The organism is Pseudomonas sp. NPDC087804, from assembly GCF_044742965.1.
GTDB lineage: Bacteria > Pseudomonadota > Gammaproteobacteria > Pseudomonadales > Pseudomonadaceae > Aquipseudomonas > Aquipseudomonas rustica.
Genome location: NZ_JBIUVN010000002.1, coordinates 272,420 through 290,585, shown reverse-complemented (window position 1 = coordinate 290,585; position 18,166 = coordinate 272,420). Strand labels below are relative to the sequence as shown.

Below are 18,166 nucleotides of genomic sequence, written 5' to 3'. Positions count from 1 at the left end.
ATACTGCGGGTGGCCATGACCACTTTCACTGTGGTCAGTGAACCCTGTGGCACTGGTGAATCCCTTTGCCATGACACCGAATCAGCCCATTCACTTCGCCGGGGTAATGCTCTGCACCTGCGCCCCGCCATTCACCCGCACCTGCAACGCCGAATCCCCCGCCAGCCCTCCCGGTGCCGGCCAGCGCATCACCGCGCCCGGTAGCACGTAGCCGAGCAAGCCTTCCGCCAACGGTTTGTTCTGCCCACCCTGTTTGATCGCGACATCCGTCAACCGCGCATGCACCGCACCTTGATTGCGCACCTCGACATACGGCCGGCCGTCCACCGCCACCGTGCGCCAGGTCAATTGTGGCAAACCAATGCCCTTGGGATCGCGCTGGCGGGTGCTGTCTTCTTTGCTCCACAGACCGGCGCCGTAAGCGAACAGCGGTACCGAATAGCGCATCTGAAAACGAATCGCCGCCGCTGTTTTGCCACCTTCAGCACTGGGCGGTTGTGCGGACGGGATTTCGTCGATGATGATTCGGTAGGCCAGTTCCTGCCCGGGCGGCACGTCCTTGGTGCGGGTCAGGCGCACCAGTTGTTTCTGACCCGGCTCGATCTTCGCCACCGGCGGGCTGCCGATCACATCGCGCTGGTTCTGGTATTGCTCCTCGTACCCGTTCTGGCTCCAGCCGAACACGCGGATCTGCAGGTTGGCGGTTTCAGTGCCGCGATTTTCCAGCCACAACGCGCTGGCCTGTTGATCAGCCTCCAGCACCGGATCGATCGGCCAGATCAACACCGAACTGGCGGCGTGCGCATAACCTGCCCCGAGCGTGAACAGCGCCAACACCGCGCGCCGCATGAACGTAACTGCCCCCATAAACCTGCTCCTTGTCGGCACATCAAACCTCGCCTCACCACGACAGTTGCACCTGCAACACATCGCTGTACGTCCCCCCAGGCTGATTGCCCGGCAATTGCACCTGACCGTAAATCGGCAGGCGGATGTTGTTTGCATCGCTGTACGCCACAGCCACACTCTGGCCAATGCCCAGACTCTGGCTGTACGCCGCATCGCGGAACAGCGTGTACGCCACCCGCGCGCTGCCACTGTTGACCTGCATGTGCCGGCCACTGCTGTTGTACTGGCCGCCGTCGACGCTCATGTTCAACGTCACCCCCGGCGTGCATTGCAACTGCACGCCGCCAGTCAGTGCGACCTGCACCGTGCCGGTGGCCAGCGCCGACCGTGAACCGAAATTCAGCCCGCCATAGTTCGACACCCCGCCCACCACCAGGCACCCCGCCGTGACCGTGGCGCTGACCTGAAAGCTCTGGCTGGTCGCCGCCGTCAGCGGCAGCGGTGCACTGCCCGCACAGAGCAGGAGTAACGCGATGCCGCCATGGCGGAACATGGCATCAGAACGTCAGTTCAACAGCGACGGTGTCGGTGTAGGTGCCGGCCGGCAAACCGGCCTTGCCCACGGCCTGACCGTAGATATTCACGGTCTGCGCGACACCGGTACTCGCGGCGAGATTGATCGTCCCGTCGATCGCCAACAGCTGCGAATGCCCGGCATCGGTGTAAAAGTCGTAGGGCACGTAATTCGCCACGCCGTCGTACAACGCACGGGTGCCACCCGGCGACATGCCGTCATGGGCACCGGCGCGCACTTTTACCGTGGGCGTGGTGCCGCTGGAGCACAGAATCGACAGCGCCCCGCCGCCACCGCCGAGCACTTGCCCGGTGGCCGTGGTGAACAGGCTGTTGGCGGTGCCGAAGTTCAAGGCACCGAAGTTGAGGCCGGTGGAGCCACCGGCGCCGTTGACCTGACAGCTGCTGATCAGGATCAGGCTGGAGGTGATCTGGCCAGTGACCGTGGTGGCGGCGTTGGCGCTGGAAACCAGCGCCAGACCGAGCAGCGGCAAACCTATCCTTGATGCAAACGTACGCATGGTGTCCGTCCTCTACGGGGTTACCAGTCGAGCGTCACCGTCAGGGTGTCGGTGTAGACCCCTGCCGGAACCGCGCGGGTATTCGCCACCACCGAGCCAAATACCGGAATGGGTATTTGCGCAGCGCTGGTGACAGCGAAATTGTGTTGTTGGCCGATGCTGTAGCTCTGCGCGCCCGAGGGGTCGAGAAACAGCTGATAAGGGAGGGTCTGGCGACCGTTGCTCAGGCGCCGGGTGTTGCCGTCGCCATGGGTGCCGCCGTCGATGGTGACGGTAAAACCGGTGACCGAAGGGTTGCAGGCGACATTGAGTTTGCCGCTGGTGTCGCCGTCGAGGGCTGCTTTGATCGGCGCGTTCCAGGTCGGCCCCTGCTGACCGAAATCCAGCGTGCCGAGATCGCTGACCGGACTGGCGGGATTGGAGGTGTTGGTGACTTCGCAGCCGGCGATCAGGATCAGCCGCGCGTGGATCTGCCCGCTGACCGCTGCTTGCGCATCGTCCGCGAGCAGCGCCAGCGTACCTGCTGCCATGACCATCCAGTATTTGCCTGCCATTGCGCCCGTCCCTACTCCTTCAGCGACTGCGCTCATCATTGAGCGCTGCGTTGTTACTGTCCGTTGCGATCACCAGGTGACCGTGACTTTCACTACATCCGAATAGCGGCTGACCTTCGGCACTTGCGCCAGCCGCTCGATCCGCGCATACAACGGCAACTCCACCGTGCCCGTGTCCGGCACCCGCCCGCTGACCGCTACGTCCACCACCAGCGGCACTCGCCGCGCCGCATCCTGATACAAGCGGTAAGGAATCGGCTTGCTGCCCTCCGTCCCGGCCATGTATCGCACCTCACCGACACCGCCGTGCAAACCGCCGTCAACGCGCATCTGATAAGGCGTGTCCGGGTTGCATTCCAGCCGTGGCAAGCGTTGATTGGTCAGCGCCGCACTCAATGGCCCGTCAGGGTCGTCGAGGCGCGCGGTGCTACCAAAGTCGAGCACGCCGAGCTGCTCAATCCCGGCCTCGCGCTGCTGGCCGATCAACTGGCAGCCGCGCTGCACGTCGACTCGCACTTCGACCTGTAGATCCGCCGCGTATGCAGGTGCAGCAAGCACACCCAGCAGGCCCATGACCACTCGTTGATTCACTGCGCCATTCCTTGTCAGCACTGGCTTGCGCTGTCGTGACTGTGTTTCAGGTTAGCAACGCACGGCGATTGCGCCAGTCGATTGGATCCATGGAGCGGTCGGGTTATGTTTCGAAAGGTTGGCAACACGCAGAAAATGTTCTGTCACCGAACGGCCTCGACAGCCCGAGGTAGAAGCCGTTGACGTCGCCTGGTTACAATGTCGCGCCGCACTCCGGGGAGGCGGCATGACCGATACGGAGTGACCGCAGAGTGCCCGCCCGACCGCCGAAACGATCACACCTGAGCCAACGCTGGCCGGTGCTGCGCCGCTTGTTCGGCAAGGGCATTGGCGCCAGCGCCGGGCACGAGGCGAGCGCACAGTCGATCCGCGATTATTTCCGCAACAAGGCGCACCAGCAGGGTTACACCCTCAGCCACAGTCAGCAGCGCGTCATCGATTGCATGGCGCAACAGGCCAGTCTGCTGTTCGGCGCCACCGCACAAACTCCGCCGAGCCTGTACCTGTACGGCGCGGTCGGGCGTGGCAAGAGCTGGCTGCTCGACGGTTTCTTTCAGGCGCTGCCGATCACGCAAAAGCGGCGGCTGCACTTCCATCAGTTTTTCGCGCAATTGCATCAAGGCATGTTCAGCCACCGCGAGCAGGAAGACGCCCTCGCCACCACCCTCGATGAGTTGCTGCAAGATTGTCGGGTGTTGTGTTTCGACGAATTTCACGTGCATGACATCGGCGACGCGATGCTCATCACCCGGCTGTTCAAAGCGCTGTTCCAGCGTGGAATTCTGCTGTTGGTGACCTCTAACTATCCGCCCGAAGGCTTGCTGCCCAACCCGCTCTATCACGCGCGTTTCAAACCGGTGATCGAGTTGATCAATACGCGCATGCAGGTCATGGAAGTCGGCGGCCCGCATGATTACCGCAGTCTGGCGCGCAATCATGAGCATCAAGTATTTACCCATGGGCATTATGTCTGGCCGGGTACGGCCGCTCAGCGCATGGCCCTGAACCTGCCGGCACAGGATGCCCCGCCATTGTCGCTGGCTGTCGGTACCCGGCTTTTTCGGGCGCGACGGTGTGACGACAGAAGCGTGGCTTTTACCTTCGATGACCTGTGCGAGCAGCCGACGGCGGTGATGGATTATCTGGAGTTGTGCCGGCGTTTCGATCACTGGGTGATCGATGATTTGCCACTGCTGGGCGACTGCTCGATTGCGGCGCAACAGCGCTTCATTAACTTGATCGACGTGCTTTACGACCAGGATAAACACCTGACGTTGATTGGCCGGTTGTCGCTGTGCGAAAGCCTGGGCGGCGATGCGATTGATCTGGGGCGTACGCGTAGCCGGTTGGGGCAGCTTCAGGTTATCCCTCAACTAGCCTGACGCCAGCCTCTGTAGGAGCTGTCGAGTGAAACGAGGCTGCGATCTTTTGACCCTCGGTTTGCCAAGTCAAAAGATCGCAGCCTGCGGCAGCTCCTACACCTGCATTAGCTTCTGCCGTTATCATGTCGTCCATTCCGAGCGCCTCGTGCCTTTGTCCTCTTTCTAAAGTGAACACCTACATGCACACCCTTGCTCAATTGCGCGCCGGCGAGTTGTCGGGCATCACGCGGCTGGATCTGTCGTGCGGGCTGACCGAGTTTCCGCAGGAGATTTTCGAGCTAGCCGACACCCTCGAAATCCTCAATCTCAGCGGCAATAACCTGAGCAGTCTGCCGGATGATCTGCACCGTCTGACCCGCCTGCGCGTGCTGTTCTGCTCGGACAACCCGTTCACCGAACTGCCCGCTTGCCTCGGCCAATGCGCGGCGTTGACGATGATCGGTTTCAAGGCCAACCGCATCGTCAACGTCCCCGGCGCTGCGCTGCCGCCGCTGTTGCGCTGGCTGATCCTGACCGACAACTGCATCGAAACCTTGCCGACTGAACTGGGCGAACGCCCCTATCTGCAGAAACTTATGCTGTCAGGCAATCGTCTGCATGCGCTGCCGCCGTCGCTGAGCCAATGCCACCGACTCGAGCTGCTGCGCATCTCCGTCAACCAATTCAGCGAATTGCCGCAATGGCTGCTGAGCCTGCCGAGCCTGACGTGGCTCGCCTACGCCGGTAATCCGCTGGAAACCGAAGCCGATGCTGCCGCCCTCGAAGCCACGCCACTGATCGACTGGTCAGCGTTGCGGCTGGAGCAGAAGCTGGGCGAAGGCGCTTCCGGGGTGATTTATCGGGCGGTTTGGCGGCGTGCTGATCACACCGAGGAAGCGGTCGCGGTGAAGTTGTACAAAGGTGAGATGACCAGCGATGGCTCACCGCTGCACGAGATGAACGCGTGCATCACCGCCGGCTTGCACCCGAATTTGATCCGCGTTGAAGGGCGAATCGACGGCCACCCCGACGGTCAGCAAGGCTTGGTCATGCAGTTGATCGATCCGAGCTTTCGCAACCTCGCCGGGTTGCCAAGTCTGGCGTCGTGCTCGCGGGATGTTTACGCCGATGACCTGCGCTTCACGGCTGACGTTGCGCTGCGCATTGCCAAGGGCGTTGCCTCGGCGGCGGAGCATCTGCATGAGCAAGGCATCACCCACGGCGATCTCTACGGGCACAACATTATGTTGAACGACCGAGGCGATTGTTTATTGGGGGATTTTGGCGGGGCGTCGTTCCATGCCACGACGGATAACGCGCAGACGCAGGCGCTGCAACGCATTGAAGTGCGGGCGTTCGGGGTTTTGTTGGGGGAATTGCTGGCGCGTATCGATTCGGGGTTGAGTGAAGAGCGGCGTTTGCAACTGGAGGAGCTGGAGCGGCGTTGCTGTCAGGCGGATGTGCTGGCGCGGCCGGGGTTCAGTGAAGTTTTGCGGGATCTTGAAAATTTGTGACCGCTGCGCGGTCAATCGCGAGCAGGCTCACTCCTACAAGTGAAATGCGTTCCAATGTAGGAGTGAGCCTGCTCGCGATGAGGCCATCAGTGGCGACGAAAATCAGCCAGCCAGCCCCACAAACATGTCTTGCACGTCATCATGGTTGTCGAGGCCTTCAAGGAACGCCTCAACTTCAGCCATCTGCTCATCGCTCAACCCGGTCACCGGGTTTTTCGGCTGGTAGCCGAGCTTGGCCGACAACACGGTGAAGCCTTGCTCCGGCAGGGCTTTCTGCACGGCATCAAGGTCAGTCGGGTCGGTCAGGAACAGTGTCGCGCCGTCTTCGCCCGGCTCGAAATCCTGAGCACCGGCTTCGATCGCGGCCATTTCTGGATCGGCGTCCGGGGTGTCCGGCGACGCTTCGATCATGCCAACGTGATTGAAATCCCACGCGACCGAACCGGAAGCGCCCAGTTGGCCCTTGCGGAACGCGACGCGGATTTCGGCGACGGTGCGGTTGACGTTGTCGGTCACGCACTCGACGATCAGCGGCACCTGGTGCGGGGCGAAACCTTCGTAGGTCACGCGATGGTATTGCACCGCTTCACCGAGCAGACCGGCGCCTTTCTTGATCGCGCGATCGAGGGTTTCTTTCGGCATCGAGGCTTTCTTGGCCTGTTCAACCACCAGACGCAAGTGTGCGTTGGTGGTGGTATCGGCACCGTTACGCGCAGCAATGGTGATTTCTTTCACCAGTTTGCCGAAGATTTTGCCCCTGGCGTTGGCTGCCGCTTCTTTGTGTTTAACCTTCCACTGTGCGCCCATTACTCACTCTCTTGATCTGTGGCGCCGAGACATCTATTGGCCGACGCGTGGCGCCAAGTTTATACGGCCTAAAGTCGGCAATCGACCAAAAATATTGATTGGCGAATCGACATCTTCACCACAACGTGTAGGGCGATTCTGAAAAGCTGCCTTGCGGTGACTATTCCGCGCTGCGGTTTCGTACCCTCTGCCGTCCGTATTGACCGACAGAACCTGTACGAATGCTCAATGACATGGAAAGTCCCTTCACCCTGACCCTGATCGATGGCGGATTGTGCCTGCCGGTGGTGCGTTTCAGCGGTGATGAAGCGCTCAATCAGCCCTTTCGCTTCGAGGTCGATGTCATTGGCCTGGCGCCCGCCGTCCTGCCCGACAGCTTGCTGGAGCAACCGGCGTATTTACGCCTGAGCGAGCAGCACGGTGTGCATGGCCTGATCCACAGTGTCCGTTGCGAACATCGCGGCACGCACCGGATCGGTTATCGATTAGTGCTGGTGCCTTATCTGCAACGTCTGGCGCAATCGCTTAAACGCCGGGTGTTTGTGCAGTTGAGTGTGCCGGCGATCCTTGCACAATTGCTCACCGAGCATGGGCTGCCAAAGAACAGCTTTCGCATCGAAATGACCGTCGGCCACTACCCCGTACGGGACTTTTGCATTCAATACGAGGAAAGCGACCTGGCGCTGCTGCAACGTCTGTGTGAAGAGGAAGGCATTCATTATCACTTCGAGCATCGGCCTGACGGGCATGTAGTGGTGTTTGCCGATGACAGCCTAAGCCTGCCGCAGGAACCTACGCTGCTGCCCTTCAGTCTCGACGATGACACGCCATCGCCACGGGTCTGCGCGCTGTTTCAGCAACATGACGCCGCGCCAATTCGAGCGCTGCACAGGGTGCGCAATCGTGGCCAACAGGCGTCGGGCGAGGACTCGGCCAATCAAACCGTGCCTGTCCTCGCACCGCAGATGTTGTCCCTTGAACAACGTCATGCCGAACAACGCAGCCGCCGTCATCTGGAGCGCCAGCGCTGCCAGTACCGCTCGATTCACGGTCGCTGCGACAGCCCCGGATTGAACAGCGCCGACCTGCTGCAAGTGACCGAACATCCGATCAATGCCTTCAATGAACAATGGTTGATCACGTCGGTGCGCCATCAGGGTCAGCAACCTTGCATCCTTGATCCGGCGCCGAGTGTTTATCGCTATCACTGCGAGTTCACGGCTTTGCCATGGTCGACGGATTTTCGCCCGGCGCTGAAACAATCACGGCCGAGCATTCCGGGGATTCACTTGGCGCGAGTGCTGGGCATGAAGGGGCAACCATCGAAACTGGATGACAAGGGGCGCATCAAGGTGAGTTTGTGGCCGAGGCCAACATCGCCTGATTCTGAGGGGATTTGGCTGCCAATTGCGTTGACCAACGCCAATGGCCGCATTGCCGCGCATGAGTTGCCCCGTGCGGGCAGTGAGGTGTGGGTGAGTTTTCTCGACAGCGATCCGGATCGACCGATTTTGTGTTTGGGAGCGCAGCGCGAATCCGCGCCGGTTGAAGCACCGCCAGCACGCGACAGCAGCCTGCTTCTCGACTGGCTGATCAACCGCTCCTGACCACAAATCGAGACCTGTAGGAGCTGCCGAAGGCTGCGATCTTTTGATCTTGTTTTTTACAATCAACAGCAAAAGATCGCAGCCTTCGGCAGCTCCTACAGGGGTTGTTTTCAACCCTTCAGGCTTTGTCGGCTTTGCCGGCGGCAGCGGCGAATTTCGCCAGGCGCACGTCCAGATGCCGTGGCCGGTGGCCGTGATCTTCGGCGCGTTCCTTGCGGCGGATGGCGTTGCGTACCATCAGCGAACCGAGGTAACGAATCGGCTCCGGCGGGAAATACCCCAGCGGCCCGTTCACAATCGGCGAGCGCGTCCAGGCGTTATCCAGCCCCTGCACCAGCGACGCCAGAATCTGCCCGCCCATGTGACAAGGCCCAACCCCGCTGCCGGAATAGCCAAATCCGTAAAACACATTGCCGCTGCTGCTCATTTGCCCAAAAAACGGCAAACCGGTCACCGAGCGATCCGACGGCCCGTTCCACGTCGCATCGACTTTCACATCGCTGAACGCCGGGAAGAAGTCATCGAGGCTGCGCTTGAGCAACCCGGCATACGGCGACGGCTGATCGAACACCGGCAGCATCCGCCCGCCAAAGGCAAAGGTGTTGCCGCCCTTGCCGAGCATGATCCGGCCGTCCGGGGTGTTGTGGTAGTAGTGCACGAAAATCCGCGAATCGAGCACGGTCACACCGCTGGTCAAACCGATCTCCTGCAACAGATCCGGACGCGGCTCGGTGATCAGCATGTCGCTGGAAACAATCGCCACACTGCGTTCGAACTGCGGAAAGGCCCGGGCCATCCACGCGTTCATCGCCAGCACCACGCGGTCGGCAATGATGTTGCCGTTGGGTGTCTGAATGCGCGCCGGGCGCCCTTCCTCCAGACCGGTCATTGCTGTGTTTTCATGGATCGTCACGCCCAGTTGCAACGCCACGCGGCGCAACCCGCGCACCAGTTTGCCCGGTTGCACACTGGCTGCCGCTGGCGAAAACCAGCCTTCCAGGTGTTTGCTGGAACCTGCCATGCGCTGCACATCCGCGACCGGCCGCTGGGTGAACGAGTTGATGCCGTTACGCTCCAGCGCCGCGATCACCGCATCGGTCGAGCCGACCTGCGCACGGTTAGTCGCGGTGTACAGCGTGCCGTCGAGGCGGTAATCGGCATCGACGCCGTACTGCTCACAGAACTCGCCGATCGCATGAATGCTGCGCTCGGATTCCTTGACCAGACGCACCGCCTCCTCGACGCCAAACAGGCGTTCCAGGGTGAAATATTTCGCCGACCATGACAGCGCACAACCGCCGTTACGCCCACTGGCGCCAGCGCCGCAGATGTCGGCTTCGATCAGCCGCACATCGAGTTCAGGGTTCTGTTGCTTGAGCATGATCGCCGTCCACAACCCGGTGTAACCGCCGCCAACGATGCACACGTCGGTGCGCACTTCGCCTTGCAGCGGCGGGCAAGTCTCGGACGTATCAGCCTGCAAGGCCTGCTCCAGCCAAAACGGTCTCATGGGATTTCTCCAGTCAGTGGGCCACGGCGCAGCCTGCCGCGAACATCGCAGCAGGCCACAAGGCAGCGGGTTTTCAGGTACGCAGAGGTTTGATGGTCAGCGGGCAATTGGGGATCGAGGCGCGTGGTTCCATGACGCCGACCGGGCGGCTGTTCCAGTGCGGGATCAGCACCAGTGCCGAAAACAATGCGCAACCGGCGAAGACGATAAACACCGTCACCGAGTCGAAGTAACCCGGCAGCAAACCACCGAGTACCGCGCCGACCGAGCCGCAACCGTTGACGAAACCGGCCGCCGTGGCGCCCGCCTTGGCTTTACCGAAATCGATGGCGGCTGCACCGCTGATCATCGAGTCCGGGCCATACAGGGTCAGGCCCATGACAAACAGCAGCGCGACCACCAGCAACACACTGCCGGTTTGCAGCGCGGCCATAAACAGCGCCAGCGTCACGGTCAGCGCCAGCAAACTGATGACGCAGGCGGGCATGCGCCGCGCACCGAAGAGCTTGTCCGAGGCCAGACCGATGAGGATCGGCCCAAGCAATCCGGCCAGTTCGAACGAGGTCGGAATAATCGCCGCGCCGACTTTGCCGACACTCGGCATCTGTTCAAACACGATCACCGGGCCCCATAACAGAATCGCGTAACGCGCCGGTTTCAACATGAAATACGCCAGACCGAGCACCAACACCGTGCGGTTGCGCAGGATTTCCTTGAGCGGCTCCCACACGCTGAGTTTGCTGTTGGCTGCGGTTTCCTCAGCGGTCAGTACCGGCTCCGGATCCACTTCCGGCAGGCCGACGTCTTCCGGTTTATTGCGCTGGAAGATAAAGAACAGTACCGCGACCACTGCCACCACCACCGCGCTGGAAATAAACGCCGCGTGCCAACTGCCGATCAACGTATACGCCCACCAACCGGCGAACGGCGACGCGACCAGACCGCCAAACGCGTAGCAGGAACTCCACAAGCCAAGCACCCGCCCGCGTTCCTTCGCAGGAAAGAAACTGCCAAGGTTTTTACACAACCCCGACCATCCGGTGGACTGCGCCAGGCCTTGTATCAGCATGCAGGTGGCGAAAATCGGAAGCGTGGCGTAACTGCCCATCACCAACGCGGCTGCGGCGGAAATCAGCAAGCCGCCGAGCACCACGACCCGTGGGCCAAAGCGGTCGGCGAGCATGCCCCAGGTGAATTGGCCCACGGCATACGCCGCCAGATAGATGGCGTCGAGGTTGGCCATGGCCATTTTGTCGAGCATGAAGGTCGGGTCTTCGGCGATGCCCAGTTTGGCCACCGAAAAGGCTTTGCGGGTGAAGTAGAAAGCGGCGTACGCAAGCCAGGTAATCGCGAAAATCTGCACGCGCCAACGTGCGATGGTGCCGATGTGCTTGTTCATTGTGGTTCTGACCTCAGGGTGTGAGTGTGCCGGCAGAATCGTTAAGCAAAACGCCTGTGTTTTTATTGTTGAGCACTGCGATACCACCCTTCCCTCTGGCGGTACCGGTCAGATGAGGCCTGCTGTTGCACGCACAGGCTCATGGCCAACGCCGCTGCTCGACCGAGCAGTCAGCGATGGCGTGAGCCGATCAAAGCAATTACTGTTTAATAAATAAAATCGATTTATCGTATTTCACTCATAAGCTCAGCTTGTTACTGAACTGATCTCGCACCAGGAGTCGCCATGGCAGTCTCCCACGCCCAACTCAAAGCCTTCCACGCCGTCGCGGTGCATGGCAGCTTCACCAAAGCCGCCGAGCGGCTCTACCTCACGCAACCGGCGATTTCCGACCAGGTACGCAAACTGGAAGAACGCTTTGGCGTTTTGCTTTTTCACCGCAATAAACGTTCCGTGCGCCTGACCGATCTGGGCGAACGCTTGCTGGCGATCACCCAGCGGCTGTTCGTGATCGAAGCCGAAGCGCAGGAATTACTCCAGGAATCCCAGGCCTTGCAGACCGGCAGCCTGATTCTGGCGGTGGATGCGCCGGTGCATGTACTGCCGCAGATCGCGCGGTTCTGCGAGCGCTATCCGGGGATCAGCGTGAAGATCGAGACCGGCAACACCGACGAATCGCTGTTTCGTCTGTTCAACTATCAGGCCGATCTGGCCCTGCTCGGGCGTGATGTCAGCGATGAACGCTTGCTCTGTGTTCCGTTGCGTAACGATCCGATGGTCGCGTTTGTGTCGCGTAATCACCCGTGGGCCGAGCGCGAGTCGATCTGCCTGGCGGATCTCGATGACACGCCGTTGGTGTTGCGTGAACACGGTTCGGTAACGCGGCAAACCCTGGAAGAAGAAATGGCCCGGGCCGGGTTTCGCATTCGTCCGGCGATTCAGGTCGAAGGCCGGGAAGCGGCGCGAGAGGCCGTGGTGGTGGGGATTGGTGTCGGGGTGGTGTCGGCGGCAGAATTTGGGGCGGATTCGCGGGTGTGCGCGTTGCCGATTATCGACTGCACGCGACGCCTCACGGAAACGTTGGTGTGCCTGCGCGAACAGAGTTCGCGGCGCGTGGTGGCGACGTTTCTGGAGATGGTGCGCGAGAGTCTGGCGTAACGTCGGAATTTTCGTATTCAGTCGGATCGAGATCGTCGGCTACACTGGCGCCTGAGCTCCTGTGACAAATTATTTCCCAACACCTTTCGCAGAGTTGCGATCACGGAATCGAAGAACGCATCGTGAAAAAACTAATCAATTCCGTTCGAGATCATTTCTGGAAGAAATGGATTCGCCAGCACGATTGTAAAGTCGCCGGCGGCATTTCCTCGTTGCACAAGCGATCCAGGCTGACGCTCGAGGAGCACGTGTCCATCGGTTATGTGGTGATCGAGTCGAAACACCTGACCATCGGTGCGCACACCTACATTCGCAGCGATTGCGTGCTGTCCGCCGTGTCCTCGATTGGGCGGTTCTGCTCGATCAGCACCCGCTGCTTTATCGGCCAGCAAAAGAGCTCACATCCCACTGACTGGCTCAGTTCCCATCCCTTCCAGTACACCGACACCGCCCTGACGTTCGACCCGGTGGTGGCCGACGTCACCATCGGCCACGACGTCTGGATCGGGCACAGCGCGATGATTCTTGAAGGGGTACAGATCGGCACTGGCGCGATTATCGCGACGCGTGCGCTGGTGACGCAGGATGTGCCGCCCTACGCGATCGTTGCCGGCACCCCGGCGAAGATCATCAAGTACCGGCATGACCCGCAGACCATCGAACGGTTGCTCAAAAGTCAGTGGTGGAATCTCGATGTGAAGCTGTTGCAGACGCTGCCGTTGAACGACCCGGCTGCCGCGCTGGATCTGCTCGAAGGTATGCAGTTGAAGCAGGCCGATTACCCGAGAATCGAGGTCACGCGCAAAACTACAGCGATCCTGCCGGCGCAAGCGCAGTTGGCGATTGCCTGATTCAGGCCGGTGCCAAACCGAAAAAAGCCTGAATCAAGCGCAATTCCCGACGGCGCTCCATGCAACCGATCATGTGCCGGTTGACCAAGCCGTCGCCGACAATCGGAATCGCCACCACGCGCGGGTCATGGCTGACCTCCACCGATGACACCACGCCGACGCCCAACTCGGCGGCCACCGCTTCCGTTACCGCCTCGCGGCTGTCCAGCTCCAGCAGCACACGCGGATGGATTGCGGCCTGCGCACAGGCCTCGTCAAACGTTCGCCGGGTGATCGAACTCGGTTCACGCAACACCATGATCACTTGATCCAGCTCGTTGAGTTTCACCTCGCCTTGGCGCGTTGCCCACGGATGCGCGGCGGGCACCAGTGCGCAAATCCGCGACTCGCTCAGCGCTTGCAGGTGCAGGCCTTTGCGCGGCTCGACTTCGGTCAGCACCGCGACGTCCGCGTGCTCGGATAACAGCGCCGCCAGGGTTTCCTGAGCATTGCCCAAACGCAGATTCACCGTGATCCCCGGATAACGCGCGCGCAGGCTCGCCAACATCGGCATGACCATGTGCGGGCCGTCCGCCGCCACTTCGAGGCGCCCGGTGAGCAATTGCCGATTGGCTTCGAGCATGGTCTGCGCCTCTTCCGCGAGGCCGAACATCGCGCGGGTGATCGCCGCCAGTTTGGTGCCCTCCTCGGTCAGTTCCACCCGTCGCGCGGTGCGGCGCAACAGGGTGATCTGGTAGTGCTCCTCCAGCGCCTTGATGTGCCCGGTGACCGCCGGCTGACTGATGAACAACCGCGCAGCGGCACGGGTGAAGCTGCCTTCGCGGGCCACAGCATCGAAGGCGCGCAGTTGGAACAGGTTCATGGATAACTCTCACTGATGGCTGGCATAACAACAAACAATTTGATTGATGCAACGCCGAATTGCAACGTATGCCCCGTAGCTTCATCCCACAGCGCTATCCGAGGACACACGAATGAGTATTGCCGAACCCATCCTGCTCACTCCCGGCCCGTTGACCACTTCGGCCCGCACCCGCCAGGCGATGATGGTCGACTGGGGTTCATGGGATGACCGCTTCAACCAACTGACTGCCAGCCTCTGCGAACAATTGCTGGCGATCCTCAACGGCGCCGCCACTCACCATTGCGTGCCGTTGCAGGGCAGCGGCACCTTCGCCGTCGAAGCGGCCATCGGCACCCTGGTGCCGCGCGACGGCAAAGTCCTGGTGCTGATCAACGGCGCTTACGGCAAACGTCTGGCAAAAATCTGCGAAGTGCTCGGCCGCTCGTTCAGCACCTTCGAAACCGCTGAAGACGAACCGACCACCGCCGCTGACGTCGACCGCTTGCTGCGCGCCGACAGTGATATCACTCACGTCGCGCTGATTCATTGTGAAACCAGCACCGGGATTCTTAATCCGCTGCCAGAGATCGCCCACGTCGTCGAACAGCACGGCAAACGCCTGATCATCGACGCCATGAGCTCCTTCGGCGCCCTGCCGGTGGACGCACAGAAAGTGCCGTTCGACGCGCTGATCGCCGCGTCCGGCAAGTGTCTGGAAGGCGTGCCGGGGATGGGTTTTGTCTTCGCTCGCAAAGAGGCGCTGGCCGCTGCGGCTGGCAATTCGCACTCGCTGGCGATGGATCTGTTTGATCAACACGCTTATATGCAGAAAACCGGTCAATGGCGCTTCACCCCGCCGACCCACGTGGTCGCGGCGCTGCATGAAGCCTTGCTGCAATACAACGAAGAAGGTGGTTTGCCGGCACGGCATGCGCGTTACGCCGCCAACTGCCAGGCCTTGATGGAAGAGATGGGCAAACTCGGTTTGCGCAGCTTTCTGCCGGCAGCGATTCAGGCGCCGATTATTGCCACGTTCCATGCACCGAGCGATCCGCGTTTTCAGTTCAAGGATTTCTACGAACGGGTCAAAGCCAAGGGTTACATCCTTTATCCGGGCAAGCTCACTCAGGTTGAGACCTTCCGTGTCGGCTGCATCGGTCATGTCAGCCCGGACGAAATGCGCCAGGCCGTGGCGGCTGTTGGTGACGTGCTGCGTGAGATGGAAGTCCTCGAAATCTGAACTCCACACAAATCCCCTGTAGGAGTGAGCCTGCTCGCGATGAGGCCGTGTCAGTCGACGACGATGTTGAATGAACAATCGCTATCGCGAGCAGGCTCACTCCTACAGTTTGAATTGCATTGCCATTACAGGAATTTGATCAACATGAACTACGTCAATCCAAGCAAGCTGCAAGCCGCGATCCTCGACTGGGCCGGTACCGTGGTCGATTTCGGTTCGTTCGCGCCGACGCAGATTTTCGTCGAAGCCTTCGCCGAATTCGATGTGCAGGTCTCCATCGAAGAAGCCCGTGGCCCGATGGGCATGGGCAAGTGGGATCACATCCGCACTCTCTGCGATCAGCCGCAAGTCGCCGAGCGTTATCGCAAAGTGTTCGGCCGCACGCCGACCGATGACGACGTCACCGCGATCTACAACCGCTTCATGCCGCTGCAGATCGAGAAGATCGCCGAGCACTCGGCGCTGATTCCCGGCGCGCTGGAAACCATCGCCAATCTGCGTCAGCAAGGGATCAAGATCGGCTCCTGCTCCGGCTACCCGAAGCAGGTCATGGACAAAGTCGTCGAACTGGCCGCCACCAACGGTTATGTCGCTGACCATGTCGTAGCGACTGACGAAGTGCCGAACGGTCGCCCATGGCCGGCCCAGGCACTGGCCAACGTGATTGCCTTGGGCATCGACGACGTCGGCGCCTGCGTGAAGATCGACGACACCGTGCCGGGCATCCTCGAAGGGCGTCGCGCCGGGATGTGGACGGTCGCGCTGATCTGCTCGGGCAACGCGCTGGGCCTGGATTACGAAGGCTTCCGCGCCTTGGGCAGCGATGAACTGGCCAGCGAACGCAAGCGCATCCACGCGCTGTTCGAAAGCTCACGTCCGCACTACATGATCGACACCATCACTGATTTGCCGGAAGTGATTGCCGACATCAACAAGCGTCTGGCCAAGGGTGAGATGCCGCAATCGAGCTGATTGCCCGGCCCGCAGTAAACAAAAACGCCAGCGTCTGCCCGACGCTGGCGTTTTTTTTCATGAAACCCGTGACACAGAGCATTGAAAGTCCGATCAGCCTCAGGCAAATCCGCCAAAGCGGATTACAGTTAAAGCATGCCGTCGCCCTAGAACGGCAGCGTTGACCCTGATCTGTGAGGAAACACCGTATGCCGTGGACAAGTTCCGAATCTCGCTACAGCACCGTGTCGGTTCTGCTGCACTGGCTGATGCTGGTGTTGTTGGTGCTGGTGTATGCCAGCATGGAATTGCGCGGCTTCTTCCCCAAAGGCAGCGGCGGCCGCACGCTGATCCGCGAAGTGCATTACATGCTCGGCCTGACCGTGTTCGTGCTGGTGTGGTTTCGCCTGCTCGCGCGCAGCCTCGGCCCGGCACCGAAAATCTTCCCCGCTTCGCCACAATGGCAAACCGTACTGGCGCGGCTGATGCACTGGGCGTTGTACCTGTTCATGATTAGCATGCCGATTCTGGGCTGGCTGATCACCAGCGCCGAGGGGCATCAGGTGATGTTCTATGGTTTTGATCTGCCGCTGCTGGTGGGTGAGGACAAAGCCTTCGCCAAACAGGTGGAGGGCTGGCACGTGCTGATCGCCACGATCGGTTACTGGCTGATCGGCCTGCATGCGCTGGCGGGGATCTATCACCATTATGTGGTGAGGGATAACACGTTGCTGCGGATGATGCCGAAGCGCGGGTGAAGTACCTGCGGTTATGCAGTTCATTGTGGCGAGGGGATTTATCCCCGATGGGCTGCGAAGCGGCCCCAAAACCTCAGCATGCGGTGAGTCAGGCTGAACTATGGTGGCTGGATTGGGGGCTGCTTCGCAGCCCATCGGGGATAAATCCCCTCGCCACAAAAATCTCACCTATCGGGGCTGGAAACCGCGTCTGCCTTGTAGGCCGCCGGTGTGGACGAAGACCAGTCGTGTGCCACTGGCAAATCTGCCCGCGTCTATCTGTTCCTTGAGGGCCAGCAGCGCTTTGCCGGTATACAGCGGTTCCAAGGGCACACCGCTAGCCTGTTCGGTCTGTTCAATAAACGCGAGCAACCCCGGATCAACCTTGGCAAAACCACCTCGGCTGGCATCAATCAATTCATACCCCGCATCCACCCGCCCCGCTTCTCGCAGAATCGACTCAACCTGCGGCGCCACACCGTGATCTTCCGGCACCGCCAACGCACCATAAACCGTATGCGCCCCCGCCTCGGCAAGCACCAATCCCGCCAGCGTCGTCCCGGTGCCGCACGCCAGCCACCAGCCGTGGTAATCACTCCAGCCCAATGAATGCAATTGCGCGTCGACTTGCTCCTTAAGCGTCACGCAACCGAGCGCACCCGATAATCCCCCGCCACCCTCCGGCACCGCATGCAACTCTGGATACTGCGCCCGCCACGGTAACCAGAACCCCGGCTCATGCCGTGCCCGGTAACCGGCAAACCCCAACCAATGCAGGTGCATGCCGAACGCTTGCAGATCCTTCACCGTCGGCGTTTCCTGGGCATGCCCGCGCAACAGCCCCACGGTTTTGAACCCCAGCCGTTTTCCGGCCGCTGCCAATGCATGCAGATGATTGGAATGCGCGCCGCCAAGGCTGATGATGCCTTCGGCGCCCGCACGGTCGGCAGCTTTGAGGTGTTCGCTGAGTTTGAACCACTTGTTGCCACTGATCAGCGGGTCGATCTGGTCGAGACGCAGGATCGCCACTTCGATGCCGGCGGAAGTCAGCCAGTCCAGATGAAGAGGTTCGAGGGGGGCTTGGGGAAACATGAGCACT

At 60.8% G+C, this 18,166-nt stretch carries 18 protein-coding genes; 8 read left to right on the top strand and 10 right to left on the bottom strand.

From position 1 onward, the window contains the following. Positions 1–90: 90 nt before the first annotated feature. The 5 genes from ACIOMO_RS08395 to ACIOMO_RS08375 all read right to left on the bottom strand — a co-directional run bounded on the left by ACIOMO_RS08395 (position 91) and on the right by ACIOMO_RS08375 (position 3,070). Positions 91–867 carry a molecular chaperone gene (locus ACIOMO_RS08395; RefSeq protein ID WP_212545731.1) on the bottom strand — a complete coding sequence of 259 codons (777 nt, stop codon included), beginning with the start codon at positions 865–867 and terminating at the stop codon, positions 91–93. 34 nt (positions 868–901) lie between these two features. Next, on the bottom strand, positions 902–1,402 hold the full coding sequence (locus ACIOMO_RS08390) for a spore coat U domain-containing protein (protein ID WP_212545730.1): 501 nt from the start codon (positions 1,400–1,402) through the stop codon (positions 902–904). 4 nt (positions 1,403–1,406) lie between these two features. Next, positions 1,407–1,943, bottom strand: a complete 537-nt coding sequence (locus tag ACIOMO_RS08385; RefSeq protein WP_053121735.1) for a spore coat protein U domain-containing protein — start codon at positions 1,941–1,943, stop codon at positions 1,407–1,409. A 20-nt stretch (positions 1,944–1,963) separates the two neighbouring features. Further along, entirely contained in the window at positions 1,964–2,497 is a 534-nt protein-coding gene (locus ACIOMO_RS08380) for a spore coat U domain-containing protein (protein WP_053121737.1), read from the bottom strand. Between the two features lie 69 nt (positions 2,498–2,566). After that, positions 2,567–3,070 carry a spore coat U domain-containing protein gene (locus tag ACIOMO_RS08375; protein WP_401239985.1) on the bottom strand — a complete coding sequence of 168 codons (504 nt, stop codon included), beginning with the start codon at positions 3,068–3,070 and terminating at the stop codon, positions 2,567–2,569. 269 nt (positions 3,071–3,339) lie between these two features. On the opposite strand from ACIOMO_RS08375, the gene zapE reads away from it, so the two are divergent. Both zapE and ACIOMO_RS08365 read left to right on the top strand, forming a co-directional pair. After that, a complete protein-coding gene (gene zapE / locus ACIOMO_RS08370; protein WP_401239859.1) occupies positions 3,340–4,470 on the top strand; it encodes a cell division protein ZapE in 1,131 nt (376 codons plus the stop codon). 179 nt (positions 4,471–4,649) lie between these two features. Next, positions 4,650–5,963: a leucine-rich repeat-containing protein kinase family protein gene (locus ACIOMO_RS08365; protein ID WP_401239856.1), complete on the top strand. Its 1,314-nt coding sequence runs from the start codon at positions 4,650–4,652 to the stop codon at positions 5,961–5,963. A 102-nt stretch (positions 5,964–6,065) separates the two neighbouring features. Here ACIOMO_RS08365 and ACIOMO_RS08360 read toward each other — a convergent pair whose 3' ends face one another. Then, a complete protein-coding gene (locus ACIOMO_RS08360; protein WP_053121745.1) occupies positions 6,066–6,770 on the bottom strand; it encodes a YebC/PmpR family DNA-binding transcriptional regulator in 705 nt (234 codons plus the stop codon). Between the two features lie 221 nt (positions 6,771–6,991). On the opposite strand from ACIOMO_RS08360, the gene ACIOMO_RS08355 reads away from it, so the two are divergent. Then, complete coding sequence (locus ACIOMO_RS08355; protein ID WP_401239853.1) at positions 6,992–8,377, top strand: type VI secretion system Vgr family protein; 1,386 nt, start codon at positions 6,992–6,994, stop codon at positions 8,375–8,377. Positions 8,378–8,495: 118 nt separating this feature from the next. Here ACIOMO_RS08355 and ACIOMO_RS08350 read toward each other — a convergent pair whose 3' ends face one another. Together ACIOMO_RS08350 and ACIOMO_RS08345 are read right to left on the bottom strand one after the other, a co-directional pair. After that, positions 8,496–9,887 carry an FAD-dependent oxidoreductase gene (locus ACIOMO_RS08350; protein ID WP_401239851.1) on the bottom strand — a complete coding sequence of 464 codons (1,392 nt, stop codon included), beginning with the start codon at positions 9,885–9,887 and terminating at the stop codon, positions 8,496–8,498. 73 nt (positions 9,888–9,960) lie between these two features. Next, entirely contained in the window at positions 9,961–11,286 is a 1,326-nt protein-coding gene (locus ACIOMO_RS08345; RefSeq protein WP_053121750.1) for an MFS transporter, read from the bottom strand. Positions 11,287–11,571: 285 nt separating this feature from the next. On the opposite strand from ACIOMO_RS08345, the gene ACIOMO_RS08340 reads away from it, so the two are divergent. Further along, entirely contained in the window at positions 11,572–12,444 is an 873-nt protein-coding gene (locus ACIOMO_RS08340) for a LysR family transcriptional regulator (RefSeq protein WP_053121752.1), read from the top strand. 122 nt (positions 12,445–12,566) lie between these two features. Continuing rightward, on the top strand, positions 12,567–13,295 hold the full coding sequence (locus tag ACIOMO_RS08335) for a CatB-related O-acetyltransferase (RefSeq protein ID WP_282358773.1): 729 nt from the start codon (positions 12,567–12,569) through the stop codon (positions 13,293–13,295). 1 nt (position 13,296) lies between these two features. On the opposite strand, the gene ACIOMO_RS08330 is transcribed toward ACIOMO_RS08335, so the two are convergent. Further along, positions 13,297–14,157, bottom strand: a complete 861-nt coding sequence (locus ACIOMO_RS08330; protein WP_401239846.1) for a LysR substrate-binding domain-containing protein — start codon at positions 14,155–14,157, stop codon at positions 13,297–13,299. A gap of 112 nt (positions 14,158–14,269) precedes the next feature. On the opposite strand from ACIOMO_RS08330, the gene ACIOMO_RS08325 reads away from it, so the two are divergent. The 3 genes from ACIOMO_RS08325 (at position 14,270) to ACIOMO_RS08315 (ending at position 17,088) form a co-directional block, all read left to right on the top strand. Beyond that, entirely contained in the window at positions 14,270–15,379 is a 1,110-nt protein-coding gene (locus ACIOMO_RS08325) for a 2-aminoethylphosphonate--pyruvate transaminase (RefSeq protein ID WP_401239843.1), read from the top strand. A gap of 144 nt (positions 15,380–15,523) precedes the next feature. Continuing rightward, a complete protein-coding gene (phnX, locus tag ACIOMO_RS08320) occupies positions 15,524–16,351 on the top strand; it encodes a phosphonoacetaldehyde hydrolase (protein ID WP_053121759.1) in 828 nt (275 codons plus the stop codon). A gap of 188 nt (positions 16,352–16,539) precedes the next feature. Beyond that, entirely contained in the window at positions 16,540–17,088 is a 549-nt protein-coding gene (locus ACIOMO_RS08315) for a cytochrome b (protein WP_053121761.1), read from the top strand. Positions 17,089–17,256: 168 nt separating this feature from the next. Here the strand turns inward: ACIOMO_RS08315 and ACIOMO_RS08310 are convergent, their stop codons facing one another. Beyond that, a complete protein-coding gene (locus ACIOMO_RS08310; protein ID WP_401239839.1) occupies positions 17,257–18,159 on the bottom strand; it encodes a 1-aminocyclopropane-1-carboxylate deaminase/D-cysteine desulfhydrase in 903 nt (300 codons plus the stop codon). Positions 18,160–18,166: the final 7 nt, after the last annotated feature.

Excerpts from the sequence above, each read along its gene's own strand:
- ACIOMO_RS08365 (WP_401239856.1), top strand. The coding sequence starts at position 4,650 with ATGCACACCCTTGCTCAATTGCGCGCCGGCGAGTTGTCGGGCATCACG.
- ACIOMO_RS08355 (WP_401239853.1), top strand. The coding sequence starts at position 6,992 with ATGCTCAATGACATGGAAAGTCCCTTCACCCTGACCCTGATCGATGGC.
- ACIOMO_RS08380 (WP_053121737.1), bottom strand. The coding sequence starts at position 2,497 with ATGGCAGGCAAATACTGGATGGTCATGGCAGCAGGTACGCTGGCGCTG.
- ACIOMO_RS08360 (WP_053121745.1), bottom strand. The coding sequence starts at position 6,770 with ATGGGCGCACAGTGGAAGGTTAAACACAAAGAAGCGGCAGCCAACGCC.
- ACIOMO_RS08350 (WP_401239851.1), bottom strand. The coding sequence starts at position 9,887 with ATGAGACCGTTTTGGCTGGAGCAGGCCTTGCAGGCTGATACGTCCGAG.
- ACIOMO_RS08340 (WP_053121752.1), top strand. The coding sequence starts at position 11,572 with ATGGCAGTCTCCCACGCCCAACTCAAAGCCTTCCACGCCGTCGCGGTG.
- phnX (WP_053121759.1), top strand. The coding sequence starts at position 15,524 with ATGAACTACGTCAATCCAAGCAAGCTGCAAGCCGCGATCCTCGACTGG.
- ACIOMO_RS08310 (WP_401239839.1), bottom strand. The coding sequence starts at position 18,159 with ATGTTTCCCCAAGCCCCCCTCGAACCTCTTCATCTGGACTGGCTGACT.
- ACIOMO_RS08325 (WP_401239843.1), top strand. The coding sequence starts at position 14,270 with ATGAGTATTGCCGAACCCATCCTGCTCACTCCCGGCCCGTTGACCACT.
- ACIOMO_RS08330 (WP_401239846.1), bottom strand. The coding sequence starts at position 14,157 with ATGAACCTGTTCCAACTGCGCGCCTTCGATGCTGTGGCCCGCGAAGGC.
- ACIOMO_RS08395 (WP_212545731.1), bottom strand. The coding sequence starts at position 867 with ATGGGGGCAGTTACGTTCATGCGGCGCGCGGTGTTGGCGCTGTTCACG.
- ACIOMO_RS08385 (WP_053121735.1), bottom strand. The coding sequence starts at position 1,943 with ATGCGTACGTTTGCATCAAGGATAGGTTTGCCGCTGCTCGGTCTGGCG.
- ACIOMO_RS08345 (WP_053121750.1), bottom strand. The coding sequence starts at position 11,286 with ATGAACAAGCACATCGGCACCATCGCACGTTGGCGCGTGCAGATTTTC.
- ACIOMO_RS08390 (WP_212545730.1), bottom strand. The coding sequence starts at position 1,402 with ATGTTCCGCCATGGCGGCATCGCGTTACTCCTGCTCTGTGCGGGCAGT.
- ACIOMO_RS08375 (WP_401239985.1), bottom strand. The coding sequence starts at position 3,070 with ATGGGCCTGCTGGGTGTGCTTGCTGCACCTGCATACGCGGCGGATCTA.
- ACIOMO_RS08315 (WP_053121761.1), top strand. The coding sequence starts at position 16,540 with ATGCCGTGGACAAGTTCCGAATCTCGCTACAGCACCGTGTCGGTTCTG.